This window comes from Spirosoma aureum, assembly GCF_011604685.1.
GTDB lineage: Bacteria > Bacteroidota > Bacteroidia > Cytophagales > Spirosomataceae > Spirosoma > Spirosoma aureum.
Map to the genome: position 1 here is coordinate 6,758,875 of NZ_CP050063.1, position 22,726 is coordinate 6,781,600.

Sequence of the window (22,726 nt, forward strand, 5' to 3'; positions counted from 1 at the left end):
TATGGGAATGAAAACGCCAAAAGACATCGTTCGGGAGGGTTATGATCGATTGGCCGGCGCTTATCGTAAACACTATCAATCGGATCACGAAACGAACTACCCGAATTGGTTAGCCAGTTTAGCTCTGCTCTTACCACCAGCCAGTAAAGTGCTGGAACTGGGGTGCGCCGATGGGCTACCAACTGCCCACATTCTTAGCCAGCAATTCGATTATCTGGGCATTGATCTGTCGCCTGTGCAAATTAAGCTAGCCCGGCAGAACGTTCCGGCGGCTCAGTTTGCCGTAGCCGACATGACAGCACTCTCGTTTCCGGATCAGACGTTCAGTGGTATCGTGGCGCTCTATTCAATTATTCACATTCCGCTACCAGAACAGCCAGCCTTACTAAAATCGTTGTATAACTGGCTTAAACCCAATGGCTATTTGCTCTGTAGCGTTGGAACGGACGAATGGACAGGCACTGACGAAAACTGGATAGCACCCGGTGCATCAATGTATTGGAGCCATACGGATGCCAGCACTTATTTATCCTGGTTTTCAGCAATGGGCTTTACAGTTGTGCACAGCGATTTTATTCCAGAAGGCAACTCAGGCCATACCTTGTTTTTGCTGAGAAAGTAACGGGAATAGACATTGATTTATCTACCCAGACAACGCTGCCTGTAGAATACTGCTATGCGTTCCACTTCTGACAACGAGGAAAAACCGGCAACCTTCACCGACTACCGCATTCCTGCACATATGCCGACTTTGCTGCTACAGATTCCACTCCTCAACGCATGTATCAGATTGTAATAATACAAAAAAAGAGACGCAAGTTGATTGCGTCTCTTTCAGTTACTAATCAGTTACAAGTTAGTAGGCCCGCACTAAACGACCTTCCATGAAGTTTACAAATGCTTTATTCACTACGTTGTTACCGCCGGGTGTAGGATAATCGCCCGTAAAATACCAGTCGCCGGAATGATTGGGGCAGGCACGGTGCAGGTTTTCTACGGTTTGATAAACAACCGCTACTTCTGCATTCAGATCAGCAGGTGTAACGATCTGGGCCACCTTCCGCGACAATTCTTCATGGGTGAATGGCTCAAAAATTGCCTTCACGTAATTCTGCTGCGACGAATTACCCGACTCAATGGCTGCTACACTCTGCGCATACACTTCATCGACAATGTAGTCCTGTCCACGTTCGCGGAGCAGTTCAAGAGCGGCCCGAAAACCGACAAACTCTTTAAATTTCGACATGTCGATACCATAACAATCCGGGAAACGAATCTGCGGGGCCGACGACACAATGATGATCTTTTTAGGGCCAAGCCGATCGAGCATGCGCAGGATACTTTTCTCCAGCGTCGTACCCCGAACAATAGAGTCATCGACAACGACAACGTTATCTTTCCCCTTCTTAATGACTTCAAACGTAGTGTCGTACACATGCGACACCATGTCATCGCGTTGAGAATCTTCGGCAATGAACGTTCGCATTTTCACGTCCTTGGAAACCAGTTTCTCAACTCTGGGCCGGAATGAAAGCACCCGATCCAGTTCTTCCTCGAACAGAATCCCCTCCATAATGGCTTTTTTGCGCTGTTTATAGAGGTATTCTTCCAGTCCTTCGACCATTCCAAAGAATGCTGTTTCGGCCGTATTCGGGATGTAGGAGAAAACTGTATTTTCGAGGTCGTAATCGATCTCTTTCAGAATCTGCGGAACGAGGAGCTTACCTAATGTTTTGCGCTCGTTGTAGATATCGGGATCGGTGGCGCGGGAGAAATAAATGCGTTCGAAACTGCAGGACCGCTTTTCGATCGGCTTTACAAACTGGAGTTCGTTGTATTCGCCGTATTTGTCAATAATGAGCGCGTGGCCCGGCTGTACTTCTTTAATTTCGCTGTATTCGGCGTTGAAAGCGGTTTTGATGGCGGGCTTTTCGGAGGCTACCACCACCACTTCATCGTCGGCATAATAATAAGCAGGCCGAATACCGGCGGGATCCCGGGCAACGAATGCGGCTCCAAAACCGGTCATACCGACCATTGCATATCCTCCGTCGAAATCACGGCACGAGCGGTGCAGAACGCGCTGAAGATCAAGATTATCTTCGATAATGTCCGACAGATCGGGGTTTTCGTAGATGCCTTTAAACCGGTCGAAAACGCGCTGGTTTTCTTCATCCAGAAAGTGACCGATTTTTTCCATTACCGTAACGGTATCAACCTTATCCTTCGGATGCTGGCCAAGCGAAACGAGTTTATCAAACAGGCTTTCGACATTGGTCATGTTAAAATTCCCTGCCATGACCAGGTTCCGGCTCCGCCAGTTGCTCTGCCGAAGCATAGGATGGCAGTTTTCAATTTCGTTAGCTCCGTGGGTGCCGTATCGGAGGTGTCCCATCCAGACTTCGCCCGTAAACGCGATATTTTCCTGGAGCCATTTGGCGTCTTTTGCTTTTTCCCGATTGCCTTTCAGGGCTTTACGGAATTTCTTGTTTACCTTCTCAAAGATGTCAGTTACAGGTCGCTGGTCAACGGATCGGTAGCGGCTAATGTAGCGGTGACCGGGTGGTACGTCGATCTTGATGTTGGCAATACCGGCTCCATCCTGGCCCCGGTTGACCTGCTTTTCCATCAGCAGATACAGTTTGTTTGCGCCGTAGAGAGCCGTACCGTATTTATCGATGTAATACTGATACGGTTTGCGGAGTCGAATAAGGGCAATTCCGCACTCGTGTTTAATAGCGTCGCTCATAACAAGGACCGTTGTACCGGCAAAAATCGCCGAGGCAATTGAGTATTGGTTGATGAAAAGGTAACGGACTACTGGCGGGTTTCGTTCGACAATAGCCTTGAACAAATATAGAAAAAGATATAAGAAGGGGAACGGACAAAGCGAATATCGACCAAAAGAAAGATTCTTTACTGTACCTGACCTTCGACCAGAAACTCGTTTTTATCGAAATAAGGCAGCTTTTGATAGCCCGATAATTTATAGTGCTGTACGCGCCATAGCTGCCCTCCAGCCGGACCACTTTCGAGCAATAAATGCCGTTCCGACGAATATAGTGGGTTATCGGTCTGCAAAACAGCTTCGATTAACCGGGGCTGGTGTGTCACAGAATCCAGACGCACTTTTAATGATCGTACGGTCAGGCGCTCCTCCGAATTTTTCAGCGTGTACTGGTAAGTGAGCGAATCGGGCCGAACAATCTGATAGCTACTTCGGAGAGCAGGCTTGTTTATATCAGCCTGGGTAAATAATTCAAGTTCGCGGCTCCAGTTAACATCGTTCTTGTTCTCCTGGCTCTGCTTTTTATTGACAGCCACCGTTTTATGAACGAGTGGTTTTTTAGCCGAAAGTTCGGCGATCTGACGTTTGACGAAGCCTAAAACGTCGTAATACACTATCGGCTGATTCTGTTGAACAGAGTCGGTACAACTGCTGGTCAGTAGAGTCAACAACAGGCAACAAGAATAAACGAAACGCATAAATCTATACTAAACGGCACCGGATGGGGAGCACCTTATCGCATCCTCAACACCTTTTTTTGCAAAACGGTTTGGGTAATCAAATTCTGAACCAAATTTGCAGTCATAATGCTTTACTTATAGATGTTGGATAGCAGATTTTAGGCATTGGATGCTTTCGTTTTAAGTCAACTGTCTATTGTCTATCATCCAGTATTCAGACATAACAATCATCTTCATGGAATACGATGTTATTATCATTGGTTCGGGGCCAGGCGGCTATACAGGTGCAATTCGTTGTGCTCAACTCGGACTCAAAACAGCCATTATCGAAAAATACCCCTCGCTGGGTGGCACCTGTCTAAATGTTGGTTGCATTCCGTCGAAAGCGCTCCTCGACTCGTCGGAACACTTTTATAATGCAGCCCATACATTTACCGAACACGGCATTAAGTTGTCGGATTTACAGGTCGATCTGGGACAAATGATTAAGCGCAAGCAGGAAGTTGTTGATGCGACGACCAAAGGCATCAACTTTCTGATGAAGAAAAATAAAATCGACGAAATTCATGGCGTTGGTTCGTTTGTTGATCCCCATACGGTGAAAATCGTCAAAGCCGATGGTTCTGAACAGGTCATCAAAGGAAAGAATATTGTGATCGCTACGGGATCGAAACCCATGTCGTTCCCATCGATGCCCATCGATAAAAAACGCGTCATTACGTCAACCGAAGCGCTGACCCTACAGGAAGTACCCAAGCATCTGATCGTGATTGGTGCAGGGGTGATCGGTGCTGAATTAGGATCGGTCTGGGCACGACTTGGCGCCAAAGTATCGTTCGTTGAGTTTGCCGACTCCATGATTCCAACCATGGATAAAACACTCGGCAAAGAACTCCAGAAAGTAGTCAAAAAACTCGGTGCCGATTTCTACTTCAGCCACAAAGTCACGAAAGTGGAAAACACGGGCGACGAAGTCGTTCTCAGCATTGATACTCCTAAAGGTGAACAGATTACACTAACCGGCGATTACTGCCTGGTTTCGGTTGGACGGCGCCCTTATACCGATGGTCTGAACCTGGAAGCGGCTGGCCTGAAAGCTGACAATCGGGGGCGGGTAGAAGTAGACGACCACCTGCGCACGAGTGTTCCGCACATTTATGCACTTGGCGATGTCATTCGCGGAGCAATGCTGGCCCATAAAGCCGAGGAAGAAGGTACATTCATTGCCGAAACCATTGTCGGTCAGAAACCCCACATCCATTATCGTTTGATTCCCGGCGTGGTCTATACCTGGCCTGAAGTGGCTTCCGTTGGCTATACGGAAGAAGAAGTAAAACAGGAAGGTATTCCTTATAAAGTGGGTTCATTCCCGTTCAAAGCGTTGGGCCGCGCGCGGGCCAGTATGGACGTCGACGGGCTGGTGAAAGTACTTGCCCACAAAGAAACCGACGAAATCCTGGGTGTTCACATGATTGGTGCCCGTGCCGCCGATATGATTGCTGAAGCGGTTACGGCCATGGAATTCCGGGCCTCAGCCGAAGACGTATCCCGCATGTCGCACGCTCACCCGACCTATACCGAAGCGTTTAAAGAAGCCTGCCTTGCCGCTACCGACAACCGGGCCATTAATATGTGATGCGTTAAGCGAACGAAGGAAACACGCCCGGTTGCTGGAAAGCGGCCGGGCTTTTCTGTATATTGCTCCCTTAACCAATACAACCGCCCAGCCATGAAGAAATTGTTTACAGCTCTTTTGAGCCTGTCTGTTGCCTGTGTCCATGCCCAAAATGCAGACTCTGTTACCATTCGAAAGATTTACAACGAAGCGCTGGCCAATGGCAAATCCTACGAGTGGCTGCGCTATCTGACCAAGCAGGTTGGGCCACGACTGAGTGGTTCGGAGGGCGCGCAAAAAGCCGTTGACTGGACCAAACAGGTAATGGAACAGCAAGGGTTCGACCGAGTCTTTTTGCAGGATGTCATGGTGCCGCATTGGGTGCGTGGTGCCAAAGAAGAAGCCTTCATCCATAACGGTAATCAGAAAGTCACGGTCCCGATTGCAGCCTTGGGCGGATCAGTAGCGACCGCTCCCAAAGGGGTTGAAGCGGGTGTCATTGAAGTCAAAAGTTTCCCGGAACTACGGGCAATGAGTCCCGAAAAGGTCAAAGGCAAAATTGTGTTTTTCAATCGCCCGATGGATCCGACCAAAATCAACACCTTTGAAGCCTACGGTGGAGCCGTTGAGCAACGGGCCAATGGTGCCACCGAAGCTGCCAAACTCGGAGCCGTGGGGGCCATTGTCCGCTCGATGACGAATGGTCACGATGACTACCCGCACGTTGGCGGTATGCGCTACGCGACGGGCGTTCCGTTGATTCCGACTGCGGCTATCAGCACAAACGGCGCTGACCTGTTGAGTAAATCGCTGGCTGAGAATCCGAACCTTACCTTTTATTTCAAACAAAACTGCGAATCATTGCCCGATGCAAAATCGTATAACGTAGTTGGCGAAATCAAGGGCAGCGAAAAACCGGATGAAATTATTGTAGTTGGCGGACACCTCGACTCATGGGATCTGGCCGAAGGAGCCCACGACGATGGAGCTGGCTGTGTTCAGTCTATTGAAGTGCTGCGGATACTGAAAACACTGGGGATCAAGCCAAAACGTACCATCCGGGCCGTGATGTTCATGAACGAAGAAAACGGCTTGCGGGGTGGTGTTCAATATGCCGATCTGGCGAAGAAAAACAACGAAAAACATATTGCTGCCGTCGAGTCTGACAATGGCGGCTTTACACCACGCGGCTTTGGCATCGTTGGAACGCCAGCGCAACGGGAAAAAGTAATGCCCTGGAAACCGCTGTTAGCGCCCTACGGCCTGACAGACATCGGTGCGGGCAGTGGGGGTGCCGACATTGGCCCACTGGCTCAACTAGGAACCGTATTGTTCGGATTTAAACCCGATTCGCAGCGTTATTTCGATTACCATCACACCATGGTCGATCGCTTTGAAACCGTCAGCCAGCGTGAACTTGAACTGGGAGCCGCGTCAATGGCTTCATTAATCTATTTGCTGGATCAATACGGTTTGTAATCGAACGATTCCAGGTTAATATCCTACAAACTACCTTCTCGCTGGCTCTGCACTTTCGGGGAGGTGGTTTCCTTTTAAAAAGCTTCCCCCGTAAGGATATAAAAACCCAGTCCTTCGCGGGTCACGCCAACGTCGGCTCGCAGATACACGTCTTTCTTTTTGAACAATAAGTAACGAACTCCGCCACCACCCGTAGGCAACAGTTTGTCAAGCTGAATCTGTCCCGGCGATGCTCCGACCGTACCTACAGCCGCAAATACCGAGGCCCCGAACCGTCGACTAAATGGAAACGGCAACCAGCGATACTCAAGCTGTGTTGCCAGGTACATTTTATCCCGAAAGCGCCCCGGATAGTATCCTCGCATGATAATCTCACTACCCAGTAGTGCCATCTGGTTAAAGGGTACATTGCCGCTGGTCAGAACACCATAAGTCTGCCAGGCCAATACCTGTCCGGGTCGAACGGTTCGAAAGAGTCGAATATCCATGGATAGATTCGAAAACGACAGCGAGCTTCCCCGCGATCTTCCGTAATTCAGATAGGCAAGTTCAGCGAAAATACCCCGTCGGGCATTCAGCGCATTAGGGCGGCTATCATAAACAAACCCCGCCCCCAGCCCAAGATTAGTGGTTCCATTACTCCCCAACGGTAGCTCACGTGTGATCGTCTCCGACTGTTTGAATTCGACCCGGCTTAGCTGCTGATAATCAATCTCGATACCGCCAAATAGATTCGGAGCAATTCGGCGCATGGCTCGCTCCCGAAGCTGAATCGACAAGGCATCGATCGTAGCCGGATGGTCGGGTTTGGTATCGGGGCCAATGCCGTAGTATAACAACGGAAACCGCTGAAGTCGTCCCCGCCCCAGAAAAAACCAGCGATCATGGTCGCCATAAATAGTATGATCGATATTCAGTCCGTATTGCCCGCGCAGTGTGACAAAACTAAACGCCTGAATTTCGCTCAGACGGTTATTTGTTACGTCGTTATTGGCATGATAGAGATACAGCGCCGAAACCCCAAATTCAAAACTAGTTTCGGGTGCATAACTAAATGTTGGATAGAACGATACATGGGGGTTTGCCGCCGAAGTTGTATCATTAAAAAACCGGTTATACGCCCGCTGGACTATGTTCTGGGCTACTGACTGCTGAACTAGCCCTATCAGGAACCCGGTGGTAAGTAGTAAGCCTGATTTGATTTTATTCTGTGATCTGCTCATAGAACTGCGCCTTGTAATTCCTGGCAAGGCTTTGGCCTGATCAACCAATTACAGTAGTCTTACTCGAAGATCGCTCCAATAGTTTTGAATTATTAAAATATCATTAAAAACTGGTTAACCAAACTTGTTTTTAGGAGGGCTGTGTTGCAGCTCCCGAAGCAATCCACGTTCTATAAATTTTTATTAATTGCCTTTCGTGCTTCATCAAACGCCCCAGGTAATGGCGCGTTTCGTTTGTCGATTTTGCCGACCCGATTAATGATGGTCACAGACAGTTCGCCCTCGGCGCGCATCCGTTCAACGGCATCGAAAAGCTGTGAATCGGTCAGCAACAGGTGATCGCCCGAAAGATTATAGCGGGTAGCCATCTCTGGCCATAACGACTTATCATTACCCGACATGGGCAGATAAACCAGCGCAAAATCTCGGGAACTATAAGAATTTCGCAAACGCTGGGCATCGAGTGCGGCTTGCCGACCGGCTTCATCGGAAGGCGATGTTAGCAACAGGTAAATAACTTTACCCCGGTTGGCATTAATAACCTGATCAAGTAACGACGAGCCGCTGCCCAAATCGTCGCGCGTTACAAACACGCCCGGCGAAATCTCCAGGCTGCTTACCTTACGGCCGGCATCTCGTAAAGTTTTCATGGCTGACCGAATGCGGGTACTGTCTTTCACTTCCAACCGATACAATTCATCGAGCGATCGCTCCAGATCGGGTTCGTTTACCTGCGGCCGGGCATAATCATAAAGCAAGCGGGCGTAGTCGAGTGTCAGACCGGGCAGCGAAGTAGCCAGCCAATAGGCCGCCAGGTAATCTACGGACGAACTATCATACAGCCGAATACTGCGCTGAATCAGCGTCTCGTAATTCACCAGCCGCTGTAATGTGTCAGGATTCCGTTTAACCAGCCCATCGAAAAACTTAAGGTCTGATGCGCGGGCCGAGTTATTCAGGGCATAGTCGTTTAATCGAAGCCTTTCTTCAGCTGTCAGGTTTTTACCGTAACGCTCCAGCAAAATCGACAAAGCCCGTACCGTAAGGCCATTTGAGCGGCCGTTGCTAACCTGGGCCGAAATGCGTTGCGTCACATAACTGGCGAAGCGATTCATGGCCGATGCACGGGCAGCGGTCAATACCTGATCGTGGGCTGGCCGGAGTGAATCGCTCAATGCTTTATCTAATTCTTCATTTTCATAAGTGGCTTTATCGTACATAAATGCGGCCGCATTGTAGCGATCCGTAAAGCCAACCCATCGATTCAGGAGAGGAAATGTTTTCTCTTTGGCCGCAAAGGCCAGAAACGGCATATGATAGGCGCTCGAAATAATTCGGTATGCGTTTTCATCGCCCATTCCATTAACCCTTGCCGACAGTTTTTGGCCATCCGGCTTATTGGCATAGGTGGCTTCAAAGGCCTTATAACGGGCAAATTGCTGATTTACCTGCGCATTAACGCCCCCAAACCGAAACGGCACCGCCACCGTGAATAGCGAATCGGCATCCAGTTCAATACTTAAGGCACCAGCTGAAGCCAGGAAAGCTGTTGAGATACGCCCATACGTAAAATACATTTCTTCCTGCGTGTAGATGAGGGGCATCGACACCCGAAACGTACCATCTACATTCAACGGTGCCGGACGTACCAATTCCCGGCTGGCCTGCAAAATATTATTTCGGCTGACCAGCACCGTCGGGGATTCCCGATACAGGCGTGCCGATAGGTTTCGGATTCGACCCGTTACGATAACCGAGTCTACAGACTGGCGATCCGTTTGGGCATGAGACAGACCTGGGAGCAAATAACAGGCAGTAAACAGCAGGCTAATCAGGAGCCGAAAAGGGTTTTCCATTGCTTCAAGAGGAACAAGATAAAGCAATAACTAACTGAACCCTCAAAATGTCAACTTTCGGCAAAAAAATGCCAGATTCTTACTTCGTCTTTATGCCGTGATACTGATCCTGCTCCTGATAATCGGTGCGCAATGGATACCCAACCCAATCGGTTGGCAACAGAATTCGGCGCAGATCAGGATGGCCTTCAAACTGAATACCGACCAGATCGAATGCTTCCCGCTCATGCCAATCGGCAGTTCGCCAGATGTGCGCAACACTCGGCACAGATGGCAGTTGGTTACCAGCCGTCTTTCGCGGCACAACCACTTTCAGCATCAGATTATGCTCGTAGGGAATTGATGTAAGGTTGTAAATGACCTCCATCGTATCAGCCTCCAAACCGTTGTCGATAGCCGTAACACAGGCCAGGAGATCGAAAAATAGTCGGTCGTCATCGCGCAGAAACTGACAGATTTCGACCAGCTGACTGACTGGAACGGTAAGATAGGGTTGCAGATTTTGCGTATTGGCCTGTAGTTCCAGACCAAACCGGGCAGTTAACGTACTGGTTATTTCGGAGAAGGTCATTATCTAAAAAGCGTAAAATTAGGCCAGCCAGGCCAGCCATTGCATCCAATTTTCAATCCAGAACAAAAACTTAGTGGCAAATTTAGCCGCCGGGGCCGATGATGGTTCAAGCGTGAGGCTGTTGTTGTTCAGGTCGGTATCCATGTAGATTTTCTGCTTCGGATCTACTTTTGCCCACAAAACTCTGGCTTTTTCGGTGAGCGTAAACTGCCGCTGACGCGCTTTACCATCCCAGAACAACATGAGTTCTTTTCCATTGTCAAAATGAACCAGCACATCCACAGGCATTTTTCCATCGCCGTTACGCTGAACCGTTATGATGGCCTGTTGCTGGCCATCGCGCTTCCGGTTTTTGAGCGAGCTCAGTTCATAGTCGACAACATTGTCGCCATATAATGCCTGATCGAAAAACCAGTTCATATCGGCCCCGTATTTGGTACCAAGTCGCTTCGTCACAATTTCGTTCACAATCGCAATGAAGTTATCGGCATCAGGGTGTTTAAATTTCCAGCGAATAAAATACGTCTGCATGATTTCGTCCATCACCGGCAGACCAACCAATCCCTCCAGTGTTTTCAGCCAGGTTGCCGTTTTGGAATAAGTCAGAACGCCGTATTGCCCCTCCGGAAGTTGCCACGTATTACCAAACGACGAGCCAATGGCCGGGTTATCCTGATGCACATAACTCGACCGTGAACTTTCCATATCGCCCATTTTAAAGTCCAGCAAATCGAACTGCGATGACCGGACTCCATACGTTGCGTCCATAATCCGACCCTCGTAGTACTGATTAAACCCTTCATCCAGCCAGGCTTCCTCAAACTCGTTGGACGCTATGAGTTGCATAAAATACTGATGACCAAATTCATGAATCGTTACCTCTTCCGGGAATCGGGCTCCGGCAGGTAGAAACCAGGCCGAGCCGGCCGTAATGAAGGTTGGGTATTCCATGCCAAACGACCCACTGGCGTGCAAGGGTGGATCAACGATCGTTAAATTGGGAAACGGATATTTCCCCAAATGCTTATCAAAGTAGGCCAGCGCTGCTTTCGCTGCCGTCAAATGTCGCTCGGCCTGGTGTCGATGCTCCGGCTGCATAACCAGTTCCAGCTTTACCTCCCCACCAGACGGTCGTTTCCAGGTATCATTCACCACCTGAAAATGAGGAGAGGCCGTCCATGCAAAATCGACTACATCTTCGGCGTGGTAGTGAATCTTTTTGGTGCCATTTGAGAATAATTTTTCGGACTGATAGAGCCCCGTAGCACTAACCCAATATTCTTTCGGGGTTGTAATGTTTACGTCATAAACCCCATAATCGGCGTAGAACTCCGAATGAGCATGGAACTGGTGACAGTTCCATTGGCCTTTTGTGGCATAACGCGTTCCGGCAGGCTCATACACCCCGATTTTAGGAAACCACTGACCAACCAGAAAAAAGTCGCGGCTGAAACCCGTACGGGCAAATATTTTTGGGAGCTTGGCCCGAAACTTTATATCGAGCGTAATCGTCTCGCCCGGCCCAACGGGTTTCGATAAGGGTACACGAATAACCGTGTGATCGTCTTCGTTTTGGTCATCAGGCTGGATGTATTTATAGGCCAGCGGCTCTTCTTTGGTTTTCATCGATAAAACCTCGATGGATCCATACGGATCTTCTTTCGAACTAAGGTCAATTTCGGTTCCCCGCAACTGCCCACCCGATTCGCGCATAAACGTTGACCGATCATTGCGAAAGGCATTCAGGTAGAGGTGAAACTGCAGTTCCCGAATAACATCGCTGGATGCGTTGCGCCACGTTAAGGTTTCCTGCCCATCGAGTTTTTTCGTGATTGGGTCCAGTTTCACGTCAATCTGATAATTAGCCAGACGCGGACTAAGGGGTGTCGAAAAAATGGTCTTTGCTGGCTGAGCAAACCCATTCAGTACAGCACCACATAGAGTTAGATAAGTCAGGAAGTGTTTCATCAGGCAACTGGGAAAGGATTGGCGAACAGGCAAGATCGACGGTTACTGCTACTTATGCGATTTGAACTAGTCAAATATAATGCTTAATCGATCCCATCAATCAATCTGCTCTGGGTAGCCATCCAGACGATTTGGTTCTCCCCCAAAAAACGCGCATATTGATTAGTGAATCAACCTCTTTGAACAAGTTCATCCAAACTATGAAGCACTGTTTTCTCTCGTTAATTCTATCTATTTTGATTTCGTTATTTGCCAATGCACAACCCTACGATCTCGTTATCAAAAACGGTCGTGTCGTCGACGGCACGGGCAATCCGTGGATACATGCCGACGTTGCCGTTCAGAATGGGCGTATTGTGCGGATTGGCACTATACCATCAACCGATGCCAATCGAACAATCGACGCCAGTGGACTAATTGTAGCGCCTGGCTTTATTGATGTTCATACCCATGTAGAAGGTAGTTTAGAAGCGCAGCCCGGCGCTCCAAATTTCGTTTACGATGGCGTTACAACCATGATTACAGGAAATTGTGGAGGTTCCAGTACAAACCTGCGCACGTATTTTGACACCCTGCGGATGCAGGGCATTTCGGTGAATGTGGGGTCATTGATCGGCCACAATACGGTCCGTATGAAAGTGATGAAAATGGCTTTCCGCGAACCAACCGCCCGCGAACAGGCCGACATGGAAGTACTGGTCGAGCAGGCTATGAAAGACGGAGCGGTTGGTCTGTCAACCGGGCTGATCTATACGCCCGGCACCTATGCCCGTACACCCGAGGTTGTCAACCTGGCAAAAATGGCTTCCCGTTATGGCGGTGTTTATGCTTCACACATCCGCAATGAAGGGCAGAATGTAAAGCAAGCCGTGGAAGAAGCGATTCAGATTAGCCGCGAAGCGCACATTCCCGTCGAAATTTCACATTTTAAAGTGGCCAGCAAACCGCTCTGGGGCAATAGTACCGAAACAGTGGCTATGGTTGAAGCCGCCCGACGCGAGGGCTTGGATGTGACAGTAGACCAGTATCCCTACACGGCTTCGAGTACGTCGCTGGAAAGCATCATACCATCGTGGGCACTAGCCGATGGCGATTCAGCCGTATTGGCGCGCTTTCGGGATTCAGCCAGCCGAACCAAAATCCGGAACGAAATGCTGGAGAGCCTCAAAAAAAACCTGCGCAAGAATTACGAATATGCGGTCGTGGCGAATTACAAACCCGATACAACGTTCAATGGCCTCAGTATCAATCAAATTAACCAGAAGTTAGGGCGCAAAAATTCCGCTGAAACCGAAGCCGATCTTGTGATGGATTTGATGGAAAAGGCCAACCTGAAACGGATTCAGATGGTATATCATACAATGTCGGAGACCGACGTTGAAACCATTCTTCGTTATCCGAACACCATGATAGCCTCGGACGCGGGGGTCGCTAAATTAGGATCAGGCATGCCACATCCGCGTGCTTATGGCACAAACGCCCGTGTTTTAGGCCGTTATGTCCGCGAGCGTCATATTATTCCGCTCGAAGAAGCAATTCGACGTATGACGTCACTGCCGGCCCAGCGTTTCCGATTAACCGACCGGGGGTTAATTCGTCCTGGTTATGCGGCCGATATCGTTCTGTTCGATGAAAAAACCGTTTCTGACCGGGCCACTTACGACCAGCCTCATGCCTACACAACTGGTATTTCGTGGGTGCTGGTTAATGGAACCCCTGTTATTGAAAACAATAAACAGACAAATCAGCGACCCGGTCAGCTCCTCATGGGGCCTGGCTATGTAAAATAATAGAGGATGTAGGTAGTTCTGCCAGACTGTATCATACATCCTCTATCATACATAAAAAGTTTTGCCTTGTATTTCGTTACTTTGCTGCCGGTTCGCCAATCGGCCTAACGACTTGGTAGTCATGGCTGAAAAAATTGGCTTTTTCGTTGTTAACCCTTCTTATTTTCTGCGATGAGTACCATTCAAAGCATTCATGCCCGACAAATTCTGGATTCGCGAGGCAACCCGACCGTTGAGGTAGACGTTCGGACAGAAAACGGATATCTGGGTCGTGCGGCCGTTCCATCGGGCGCATCCACTGGCTCCCATGAAGCTGTCGAACTCCGCGACGACGATCCAAAAATATACGTCGGTAAAGGTGTCCTTAAAGCCGTCTCGAACGTAAATGACCTTATCTTCCCCGAACTGGTTGGAATTTCGGTCTACGAGCAAAGCATGATTGATAAAATTATGCTCGAATTAGACGGTACGTCAAACAAGGGCCGTTTGGGTGCCAACGCCATTCTCGGCGTGTCTCTGGCCGTGGCAAAAGCAGCCGCTCAGGAAGCAGGTCTGCCCCTGTACCGGTACGTTGGCGGAGTTAATGCCAACACGTTGCCAGTGCCTATGATGAACATCCTCAATGGCGGCTCCCATGCCGATAACTCCATCGATTTCCAGGAGTTCATGGTTATGCCCGCCAATGCACCAAGCTTCTCGGAAGCCCTGCGCTGGGGTACAGAAATCTTCCACACGCTCAAAAAAGTGCTGAAAGGCATGGGACTGGCGACTAATGTGGGCGACGAAGGCGGATTCGCTCCGAACATCAAGTCGAATGAAGAGGCTATCCAGACGATTCTGCAAGCCATCGAGAAAGCAGGCTATCGCCCAGGCGAAGACGTTTGGATTGCTATGGATGCGGCTTCTTCCGAATTCTACAATGCAGCTGAAGGCGTCTATCATTTCAAAAAATCGACCGGCGACAAGCTGACTTCGTCCGAAATGGCGGGTTACTGGAAAGAATGGGTTAGCAAATACCCAATTCTGTCGATCGAAGATGGCATGGCCGAAGACGACTGGTCAGGCTGGAAAGCACATACCGATGCGCTGAAAGGCACTCCAACTCAACTTGTTGGCGATGACCTGTTCGTGACGAACGTAACACGCCTGCAGGAAGGTATCGATAAGGGTATAGCCAACGCCATTCTGGTGAAAGTAAACCAAATCGGTTCACTGACCGAAACAATCGATACGGTAAATCTGGCGAAACGCAATGCGTACAAAAACATCATGTCGCACCGTTCCGGCGAAACCGAAGACGCAACGATTGCGGACCTCGCCGTGGCGCTGAATACGGGCCAGATTAAAACGGGCTCAGCTTCACGTTCTGACCGGATGGCCAAGTACAATCAACTGCTTCGTATTGAAGAGGAATTGGGCGAAACTGCGTACTTCCCAGGACTTAAATTTTAGCAGGGAGCAAGGGGCACGGAGCCGGGAGGTTACTGACAACCCGGCTCTGCGCCCCGCACCCCTTGCTCCTACCCTATGCTAAACCGTCTCCTCCATTATCTGCGCAATTTTTATGTTGCTTCTGGCTTAAGCCTGCTGGCATGGATGACGTTTTTTGATGCGAATGACCTTCCGATGCAAATCCGGAACTGGTGGAAATTGCGCGAACTGGAAGGAGAAGCGACCTTCTACCAGACCCAAATCCAGAAAGTCCAAACCGAACGTCGCGAAGTGCTGGGCAATGACCGGCTTCGGGAAAAGTATGCACGGGAAAAATACCTGATGAAAAAGCCTACCGAAGATATTTTCGTCATCGTTGACGAGAAAAATGAACCGATTGAAAAATAATGCTGAAAGCGACATGATGTTTCTGTAGCGTTCAGCATTCATCCTTTATGATAAACGTTCTCTTCGTTTGTTATGGTAACATTTGCCGGTCGCCAGTGGCAGAGGGCGTATTCCGGACGTTAGTCGAAGAACAGGAATTAAGCAAACTTATTCAATGTGATTCGGCTGGCACGGCGTCTTTTCACATTGGTCAGCTATCTGATCGTCGAACACGGGAAAACGCCCTCGAACATGGTCTGACACTCACCCACCGCGCCCGGCGCATCACTGGCGACGATCTGGCCCTGTTCAATTATTTCGTGGCGATGGATGAGACTAATCTGGAAGCCATTGAAAAGCTAAACTACCGTAGTACAGGACTGTATTCCAACGACACTATTTTTCTGCTACGTGAATTTGACCCCGACGTCAACGACGAACCGAATGTTCCAGACCCCTACTACGAAGGACCCGAAGTTTTCGAAGAAGTCTATCAAATCACGTTACGCTGCTGCCGCCAACTGCTTACGTACTTAATTCAACAGCATAATCTTAGTGAACGAAAGGGTGAATTAGCGAATGAGTGAACGATAAAGCGTCCACTTTTTACTAGTTCACCCTTTCGCTCAATCACTCATTGAACTTATGAACAAAAAAGTCATTCTCATCATCCTCGACGGTTGGGGTATCCCGCTCAAACCCGACGTATCGGCCATTGAATCGGCCAGTACGCCTTTCATGAACTCGCTGTATCCGAAGTACCCTAACAGTACACTGGAAGCATCAGGACTGGCGGTTGGTTTGCCAGCCGGGCAGATGGGCAATTCGGAAGTAGGTCACATGAATCTGGGCGCTGGCCGAATCGTTTATCAGGATCTCGTTAAGGTTAATAAAGCCGTTGATGAGCATACCCTTGATCATGAGCCTGTACTGGTTGATGCACTGACCTATGCCAAAACACAGGGCAAGAAAGTCCATTTTATCGGATTGGTCTCAGACGGTGGTGTTCATGCACACATCGACCATGTAAAAGGTCTTCTTTCCATCGCTCAAGCCCATGGCTTGACGGATGTATTCGTCCATGCTTTTACGGATGGGCGCGATACAGATCCTAAAGGTGGAGTTGGCTATCTGACCGATTTGCAGGCGCATATGGCGATCTCAACGGGAAAAATCGCGAGCGTAATTGGCCGCTATTATGCCATGGATCGCGATAATCGCTGGGAACGCGTTAAAGTTGCCTATGATGCTATGGTTCATGGAACGGGACTTCTCACCAACGAAGCCATCAGTGCGTTACAGGCTTCCTACGACGCTGGCGTTACAGACGAATTCGTGAAACCGATCATTGTCGCTAAAGCCGATGGATCTCCGGTGGCCCTTATTGAAGAGGGCGACGTGGTATTGTGCTTCAACTTCCGCACCGACCGTGGCCGCGAAATCACTCAAGCCCTTACCCAAAAAGACTTCCCCGAACAGGGCATGAAGAAATTGGCACTGGATTATATCACCATGACCAATTACGACAGCGAATTTGTGGGCGTAAAAGTTATTTTTGATAAAGACAATCTGGAAAAAACACTGGGTGAAGTGATCGCCGAGGCAGGCCGAAAACAGATTCGAATTGCCGAGACGGAAAAATATCCGCACGTAACGTTCTTCTTTTCGGGTGGTCGCGAGGAGCCTTTTGCTGGCGAAAAGCGTCTACTCTGTCCATCCCCTAAAGAGATGGTTATCTACGACGAACAAGGCGTACCGACCACAATACCGGTAAAAACCTACGATCAGAAGCCCGAAATGGCTGCTTTCGACATCCGCGATGCCATCATTCCGGAGTTGATGAGCGAGGAGCCCGACTTTATTTGTCTCAACTTTGCCAATACGGATATGGTTGGTCATACGGGCGTTTTTGAGGCTGTAGTCAAGGCTGCTGAAACGGCCGATGCCTGCGCCAAAGCTGTTACAGAAGCTGCGCTGGAACATGGCTATGCAACGATCATCATCGCCGACCACGGTAATGCGGAGTACATGCGTAACGACGACGGTACGCCTAACACAGCGCATACGACCAATCTGGTGCCCTGCATCCTGGTTGATAAAGACTATCATCTAGCACTAAACAATGGCAAACTCGCTGATATCGCCCCAACCATCCTGCAACTCATGGGTATTCCCCAACCGCCAGAAATGACGGGAGTGAGTTTGATCAAGGAGTAATCTTCAATTCGCAAAAAGCCCTGCCAGGAATCCTGGCAGGGCTTTTTTATACTTTTTTCGTTTCTACTACATCTCCAGCAGAAGACGGGCGGGATCTTCCAGAATCTGCTTCACACGGACAAGGAAGCTAACCGATTCTTTCCCATCAATGATGCGGTGATCGTACGATAAAGCGACATACATGATTGGCCGAATCACGATTTCACCATTCACGACAACTGGCCGCTCAACGATATTATGCATACCCAGAATAGCTGACTGGGGTGCGTTAATAATTGGCGTCGAAAGCATTGAACCAAATGTGCCGCCGTTGGTGATAGTGAACGTACCGCCGGTCATCTGCTCAATGGTCAGCTTATTGTCACGGGCCAGCCCGGCGAGCCTGCCGATCTCTTTTTCGATTTGCGCAAAGCTTAACTTTTCAGCATTCCGGATAACGGGTACAACAAGCCCGCGCTCCGTCGAAACAGCGATAGAAACATCACAGAAATCGTTATAAATGATGCTATCTCCGTCGATCTGAGCATTTACGGCCGGGAATTCCTTCAGAGCGGCACAAATAGCCTTCGTAAAGAAGGACATGAAGCCAAGCCCTACGCCATGTTTCTCTTTGAATTTGTCTTTGTATTTGTTCCGCAGATCCATGATCGGCTTCATATCCACCTCATTGAAGGTAGTCAGCATAGCCGTTTCATTCTTAACAGCAACCAATCGGCGGGCAATTGTCCGGCGCAGGGAGGTCATTTTCTCCCGGCGCTGACCACGTTCGCCAGCGACAACCGGTGCTGGTGCTGCGGGTTTAGCCACGGCAGGTTGGGCCGGAGGTGCAGGTTGTGCAGCAGGTGCTGCGGGTTGTACCGGAGCAGGCGACGCTTTCAGCGCATCTTCTTTGGTTACACGTCCACCAACACCGGTTCCCTGCACTTGTTGCGCACTGACACCTTTTTCATCCAGAATTTTAGCGGCAGCCGGTGAAGGGTAATGAGCGGCATAACCATTCTGACCATTACTGACGGCTTCAGCAGGTGCTGCAGGCTGAGCGGCAGGCGCGGGTTGAGCAGGTTGTGGTGTGGCTACTGGCTGGGCAGTTGCGGCACCCGTTTCAATCTTCGCAATCAATGCGCCAATGGGCAACGTTTCGCCTGCCTGGGCTACGATCCGGAGCGTTCCGGCCGCTTCGGCAGGGAGTTCAAACGTGGCTTTGTCAGATTCGAGTTCGCACAAAACTTCGTCGAGAGCAACCTGATCGCCGTCTTTTTTACTCCACGAGGCAATAGTCACTTCCGTAACTGATTCACCAACAGCAGGGACTTTCATTTCCACAACGCTACCACCCGTGGCTGCTGCGACTGGTGCCGCTGCAGGTTCGGCAACTGGTTGTGAAACCGGAGTCGATTCGGCAACAGGAGCCGCCTGTTCTGCAGGTTTAGGCACTTCAGCCTTGGCTGGCTCAGGTGTCGGGGCCGCACTTGGTGCGCTACCGCCGTTATCAATTGTGCAAATGCTGGCGCCGATCGGCAACACATCGCCCTCCTGTGCCAGAATGTGAAGGATTCCGTCGGCTTCGGCCGTTAATTCAAACGTCGCTTTATCGGAGTCGAGTCCACAGAGAACGTCGTCCATTTTTACATGATCACCTTCTTTCTTATACCAGGTGCCAACAGTAACTTCGGTAATGGATTCCCCCACTGGAGGAATTTTCATATCAACGGCCATTTTTCTATAGTTTGTGGTTCTTGGTTTGTGGTTTATCGTTCTATTAAAACGATAAACCACAAATGGCAAAACTCCTTGTTATTCAAACGCTCTGCGAACGATGTCTGCTTGTTCCTGGGTATGTATTTTGGGGTAACCCGTTGCTGGCGAAGCCGCAGCCTTCCGTGAGATAATCGGCAGACCCATGCCGACACGCAACAGGTAAGACCAGTATCCCATGTTTTCTGGTTCTTCCTGTACCCAGAATAGCTCCGCTTTTTTGTACTGACTCAGTACAGCATCCAACTGTTTTTTAGGCAATGGAGCCAGCTGTTCCAGCCGAACGATAGCTACATCATCACGCTGATCAGCCTGCTGCTTGTCCAACAGGTCATAATACACTTTCCCCGTGCAAAGTAAGACGCGTTTCACCTTTTTAGCCTGTGCATAACTATCGCCAAGAACTTCCTGGAAGCTACCTTGCGTCAGTTCATCCACAGGCGAAATGCATTTGGGATGACGTAGCAACGACTTAGGCGACATAACCACAAGTGGTTTACGGAATGCCCATGCCAGTTGCCGACGCATCAGGTGGAAGAAGTTGGCTGGCGTCGTGATGTTGGCCACGACCATATTGTGTTCGGCATAGAGCTGTAAATAGCGTTCTGGACGGGCATTCGAGTGCTCAGGTCCCTGACCCTCGTACCCATGCGGCAGCAGGAGCGCCAAACCGTTCTGGATACCCCACTTCGATTCGGCAGCCGCGATAAACTGGTCGATGATCAACTGGGCACCATTCGAGAAATCACCAAATTGTGCCTCCCAAATGACCAATGCGTGGGGGTTCGCCATGGCATAACCATATTCAAATCCCAACACACCGTATTCCGACAGCAGCGAGTTGTAAACCTGAAACTTCTGCTGGCCTTCCTGAATGAAATCGAGCGACGAATACGATTGATTCGTTTCAGCATCATGCAGCACGGAATGGCGGTGCGAGAATGTACCACGCTGCACATCCTGACCACTCAACCGAACGGGCTTTCCTTCGAGCAGCAGTGAACCATAGGCCAGCAATTCAGCCGTTCCCCAGTTCACCATTTTCGTATCGTTGAGCATGGTCTGCCGATCTTTCAGCAATTTGTCAATTTGCTTCAACGGCTTAAATCCTTCCGGAATTTTCACCAGAGCTTTACCGACCAATTCCAGCGTTTCGGGCGAAATTTTCGTTTCGGGCGACTTATCAAAATCACTCGGCTCACTAAACCGAAGCTCAGCCCAGTCAAGGTCAAGGCGCAGTGGTTTATAGGGAATTTCGGCCTTCTGTTTCACCCGATCAAGGCGATCCTGCAATTGCTTTTTAAACTCCGTATCCATGCGCGTTGCCAGTTCGGCGTCTACATCGCCCCGCTGAATAAGCAGGTCTTTGTAGAGCTCACGCGGGTTGGCGTGCTTATCGATGATGTTATACATCGTTGGCTGGGTAAACTTCGGCTCATCGGCTTCATTATGACCGTAGCGACGATAGCAGACCATATCGATGAAGACATCACGATTGAACTTCTCACGAAACTCAACCGCCAGTTTAGCGCAGAAAATTACCGCTTCGGGATCATCGCCATTTACGTGAAAAATCGGCGCATCGATAATTTTAGCCACATCGGAGCAGTAAATCGACGACCGGGCATCTTCAAAGTCAGTCGTAAACCCAATCTGGTTGTTAATCACAAAATGGACTGTACCGCCGGTTTTGTAACCCGCCAGCTTAGCCATTTGTGTCACTTCATAGACAATACCCTGCCCGGCCACGGCAGCATCACCATGGATCAGGATGGGCATTATTTTGGTAAAGTCGCCTTTGTATTCTTCATCGGCCTGTGCCCGCACAAACCCTTCAACTACCGGATTGACGGCTTCCAGGTGCGACGGGTTCGGAGCCAGTTTGACACTGATCTGCTTTCCCGATTTGGTTTCAATCAGGCTGGAATAGCCAAGATGGTATTTAACGTCACCATCACCATGTACCTGATCGGGCACATTTCCTTCGAACCCATCAAATATTGATTCGTATGATTTGCCCAGAATATTCGCCAATACGTTCAGGCGCCCCCGGTGGGCCATACCGATCATCACTTCCTCAACGCCCATGTCGGCCGCCTGATTGATAATTGTATCCAGCGCCGGAATAGTTACCTCACCACCTTCGAGCGAAAACCGCTTCTGACCCAAATATTTTGTGGCCAGGAAGTTTTCAAAAACGGTAGCTTCATTCAGTTTTTCGAGAATGCGTTTTTTCTCATCGAGAGAAGGCATAAACACGAGTGCTTCCTTCTCAATTTTGTTCCGGAGCCAGTTCTTGACATCCAGTTCGCGGATGTACATATACTCGAAACCGATCTCACCAGCGTAAATCTTCCGAAGCGAATCCATAATGACCCGTAACGTAGCGGGTCCGATTCCGAGTAATTTACCCGATTCAAATACGGTGTCCAGATCCGCGTCAGACAGCGCATAATCGGGAAGATCGACCCGAGGCTGGCGGTCTTTACGGGCTTTCAGCGGGTTCGTCTTGGCCAGCAAATGGCCACGAGACCGATACGCTTTAATTAAACTAGCGACCGAAACTTCTTTTTCGGCGTGGCTGGCGTCAACCGGCTTTGCCGAAACATCAGCCTGATGGGCGGTTTGCCCGTTTCCATTGGCTGAAGCGCCATTGGTTTTACCATTGGACCCATTGGCGTTTTCGCCATAGGTCAATGAGAATTCAAATCCTTTGAAAAATTGCTGCCAGCTTTCGTCAACTGCCTGGGGGTCTTGCTTGTAAGACTGATAGAGTTGATCTACGTAAGCCGCGTCGGAATTGGCGATATATGAGTACTGATCCATGACGGGGGCGCGTCGTTGTTTTGACCCGCAAAGGTAACGTATCGGCCAAACAGTTGGCCCTAAAATTTTTGGTTTTTATTCTATGTCTTTGCTAGTAACGACACCCTTCGTTTTATAACAGTATTCATGAGGGTTTAGTT

16 protein-coding genes are annotated in these 22,726 nt (G+C 49.5%); 8 read left to right on the top strand and 8 right to left on the bottom strand.

Annotation, left to right across the window (positions count from 1 at the left end; genetic code table 11):
* Positions 1-7 precede the first annotated feature (7 nt).
* On the top strand, positions 8-622 hold the full coding sequence (locus G8759_RS26850; protein WP_167215354.1) for a class I SAM-dependent methyltransferase: 615 nt from the start codon (positions 8-10) through the stop codon (positions 620-622).
* Positions 623-856: 234 nt separating this feature from the next.
* On the opposite strand, the gene G8759_RS26855 is transcribed toward G8759_RS26850, so the two are convergent.
* On the bottom strand, positions 857-2,749 hold the full coding sequence (locus tag G8759_RS26855; protein ID WP_167215357.1) for an amidophosphoribosyltransferase: 1,893 nt from the start codon (positions 2,747-2,749) through the stop codon (positions 857-859).
* Positions 2,750-2,916: 167 nt separating this feature from the next.
* Positions 2,917-3,486: a hypothetical protein gene (locus tag G8759_RS26860; RefSeq protein WP_167215360.1), complete on the bottom strand. Its 570-nt coding sequence runs from the start codon at positions 3,484-3,486 to the stop codon at positions 2,917-2,919.
* 217 nt (positions 3,487-3,703) lie between these two features.
* Between G8759_RS26860 and lpdA the strand changes: the two genes are divergently transcribed.
* Positions 3,704-5,104 (top strand): dihydrolipoyl dehydrogenase, encoded by a 1,401-nt coding sequence (gene lpdA / locus G8759_RS26865; protein WP_167215363.1) that lies wholly within the window; start codon positions 3,704-3,706, stop codon positions 5,102-5,104.
* Between the two features lie 93 nt (positions 5,105-5,197).
* Positions 5,198-6,562: a M28 family peptidase gene (locus tag G8759_RS26870; protein WP_167215366.1), complete on the top strand. Its 1,365-nt coding sequence runs from the start codon at positions 5,198-5,200 to the stop codon at positions 6,560-6,562.
* A gap of 74 nt (positions 6,563-6,636) precedes the next feature.
* On the opposite strand, the gene G8759_RS26875 is transcribed toward G8759_RS26870, so the two are convergent.
* The 4 genes from G8759_RS26875 to G8759_RS26890 form a co-directional block, all read right to left on the bottom strand.
* Entirely contained in the window at positions 6,637-7,785 is a 1,149-nt protein-coding gene (locus G8759_RS26875) for a BamA/TamA family outer membrane protein (protein WP_167215369.1), read from the bottom strand.
* Between the two features lie 170 nt (positions 7,786-7,955).
* Positions 7,956-9,641 carry a hypothetical protein gene (locus tag G8759_RS26880; protein WP_167215372.1) on the bottom strand — a complete coding sequence of 562 codons (1,686 nt, stop codon included), beginning with the start codon at positions 9,639-9,641 and terminating at the stop codon, positions 7,956-7,958.
* A 79-nt stretch (positions 9,642-9,720) separates the two neighbouring features.
* Positions 9,721-10,212 (bottom strand): NADH-quinone oxidoreductase subunit C, encoded by a 492-nt coding sequence (locus G8759_RS26885; RefSeq protein WP_167215375.1) that lies wholly within the window; start codon positions 10,210-10,212, stop codon positions 9,721-9,723.
* An 18-nt stretch (positions 10,213-10,230) separates the two neighbouring features.
* Positions 10,231-12,180 (bottom strand): M1 family metallopeptidase, encoded by a 1,950-nt coding sequence (locus G8759_RS26890; protein ID WP_167215378.1) that lies wholly within the window; start codon positions 12,178-12,180, stop codon positions 10,231-10,233.
* 200 nt (positions 12,181-12,380) lie between these two features.
* Here G8759_RS26890 and G8759_RS26895 point away from each other — a divergent pair, with 200 nt between their 5' ends.
* From G8759_RS26895 to gpmI, 5 genes are all read left to right on the top strand, one after another.
* Positions 12,381-13,970, top strand: coding sequence for an N-acyl-D-amino-acid deacylase family protein (locus G8759_RS26895; RefSeq protein WP_167215381.1), 1,590 nt, complete (start codon positions 12,381-12,383; stop codon positions 13,968-13,970).
* Between the two features lie 171 nt (positions 13,971-14,141).
* Complete coding sequence (gene eno / locus G8759_RS26900; RefSeq protein ID WP_167215384.1) at positions 14,142-15,422, top strand: phosphopyruvate hydratase; 1,281 nt, start codon at positions 14,142-14,144, stop codon at positions 15,420-15,422.
* 75 nt (positions 15,423-15,497) lie between these two features.
* Positions 15,498-15,809: a septum formation initiator family protein gene (locus G8759_RS26905; protein WP_167215387.1), complete on the top strand. Its 312-nt coding sequence runs from the start codon at positions 15,498-15,500 to the stop codon at positions 15,807-15,809.
* Between the two features lie 47 nt (positions 15,810-15,856).
* Positions 15,857-16,375: a low molecular weight protein-tyrosine-phosphatase gene (locus tag G8759_RS26910; protein ID WP_162388005.1), complete on the top strand. Its 519-nt coding sequence runs from the start codon at positions 15,857-15,859 to the stop codon at positions 16,373-16,375.
* Between the two features lie 58 nt (positions 16,376-16,433).
* Complete coding sequence (gene gpmI, locus G8759_RS26915; protein ID WP_167215390.1) at positions 16,434-18,005, top strand: 2,3-bisphosphoglycerate-independent phosphoglycerate mutase; 1,572 nt, start codon at positions 16,434-16,436, stop codon at positions 18,003-18,005.
* A 66-nt stretch (positions 18,006-18,071) separates the two neighbouring features.
* Here gpmI and odhB read toward each other — a convergent pair whose 3' ends face one another.
* Together odhB and G8759_RS26925 are read right to left on the bottom strand one after the other, a co-directional pair.
* On the bottom strand, positions 18,072-19,721 hold the full coding sequence (gene odhB, locus G8759_RS26920; protein ID WP_167215393.1) for a 2-oxoglutarate dehydrogenase complex dihydrolipoyllysine-residue succinyltransferase: 1,650 nt from the start codon (positions 19,719-19,721) through the stop codon (positions 18,072-18,074).
* Positions 19,722-19,799: 78 nt separating this feature from the next.
* Positions 19,800-22,586, bottom strand: coding sequence for a 2-oxoglutarate dehydrogenase E1 component (locus tag G8759_RS26925; RefSeq protein ID WP_167215396.1), 2,787 nt, complete (start codon positions 22,584-22,586; stop codon positions 19,800-19,802).
* Positions 22,587-22,726 lie beyond the last annotated feature (140 nt).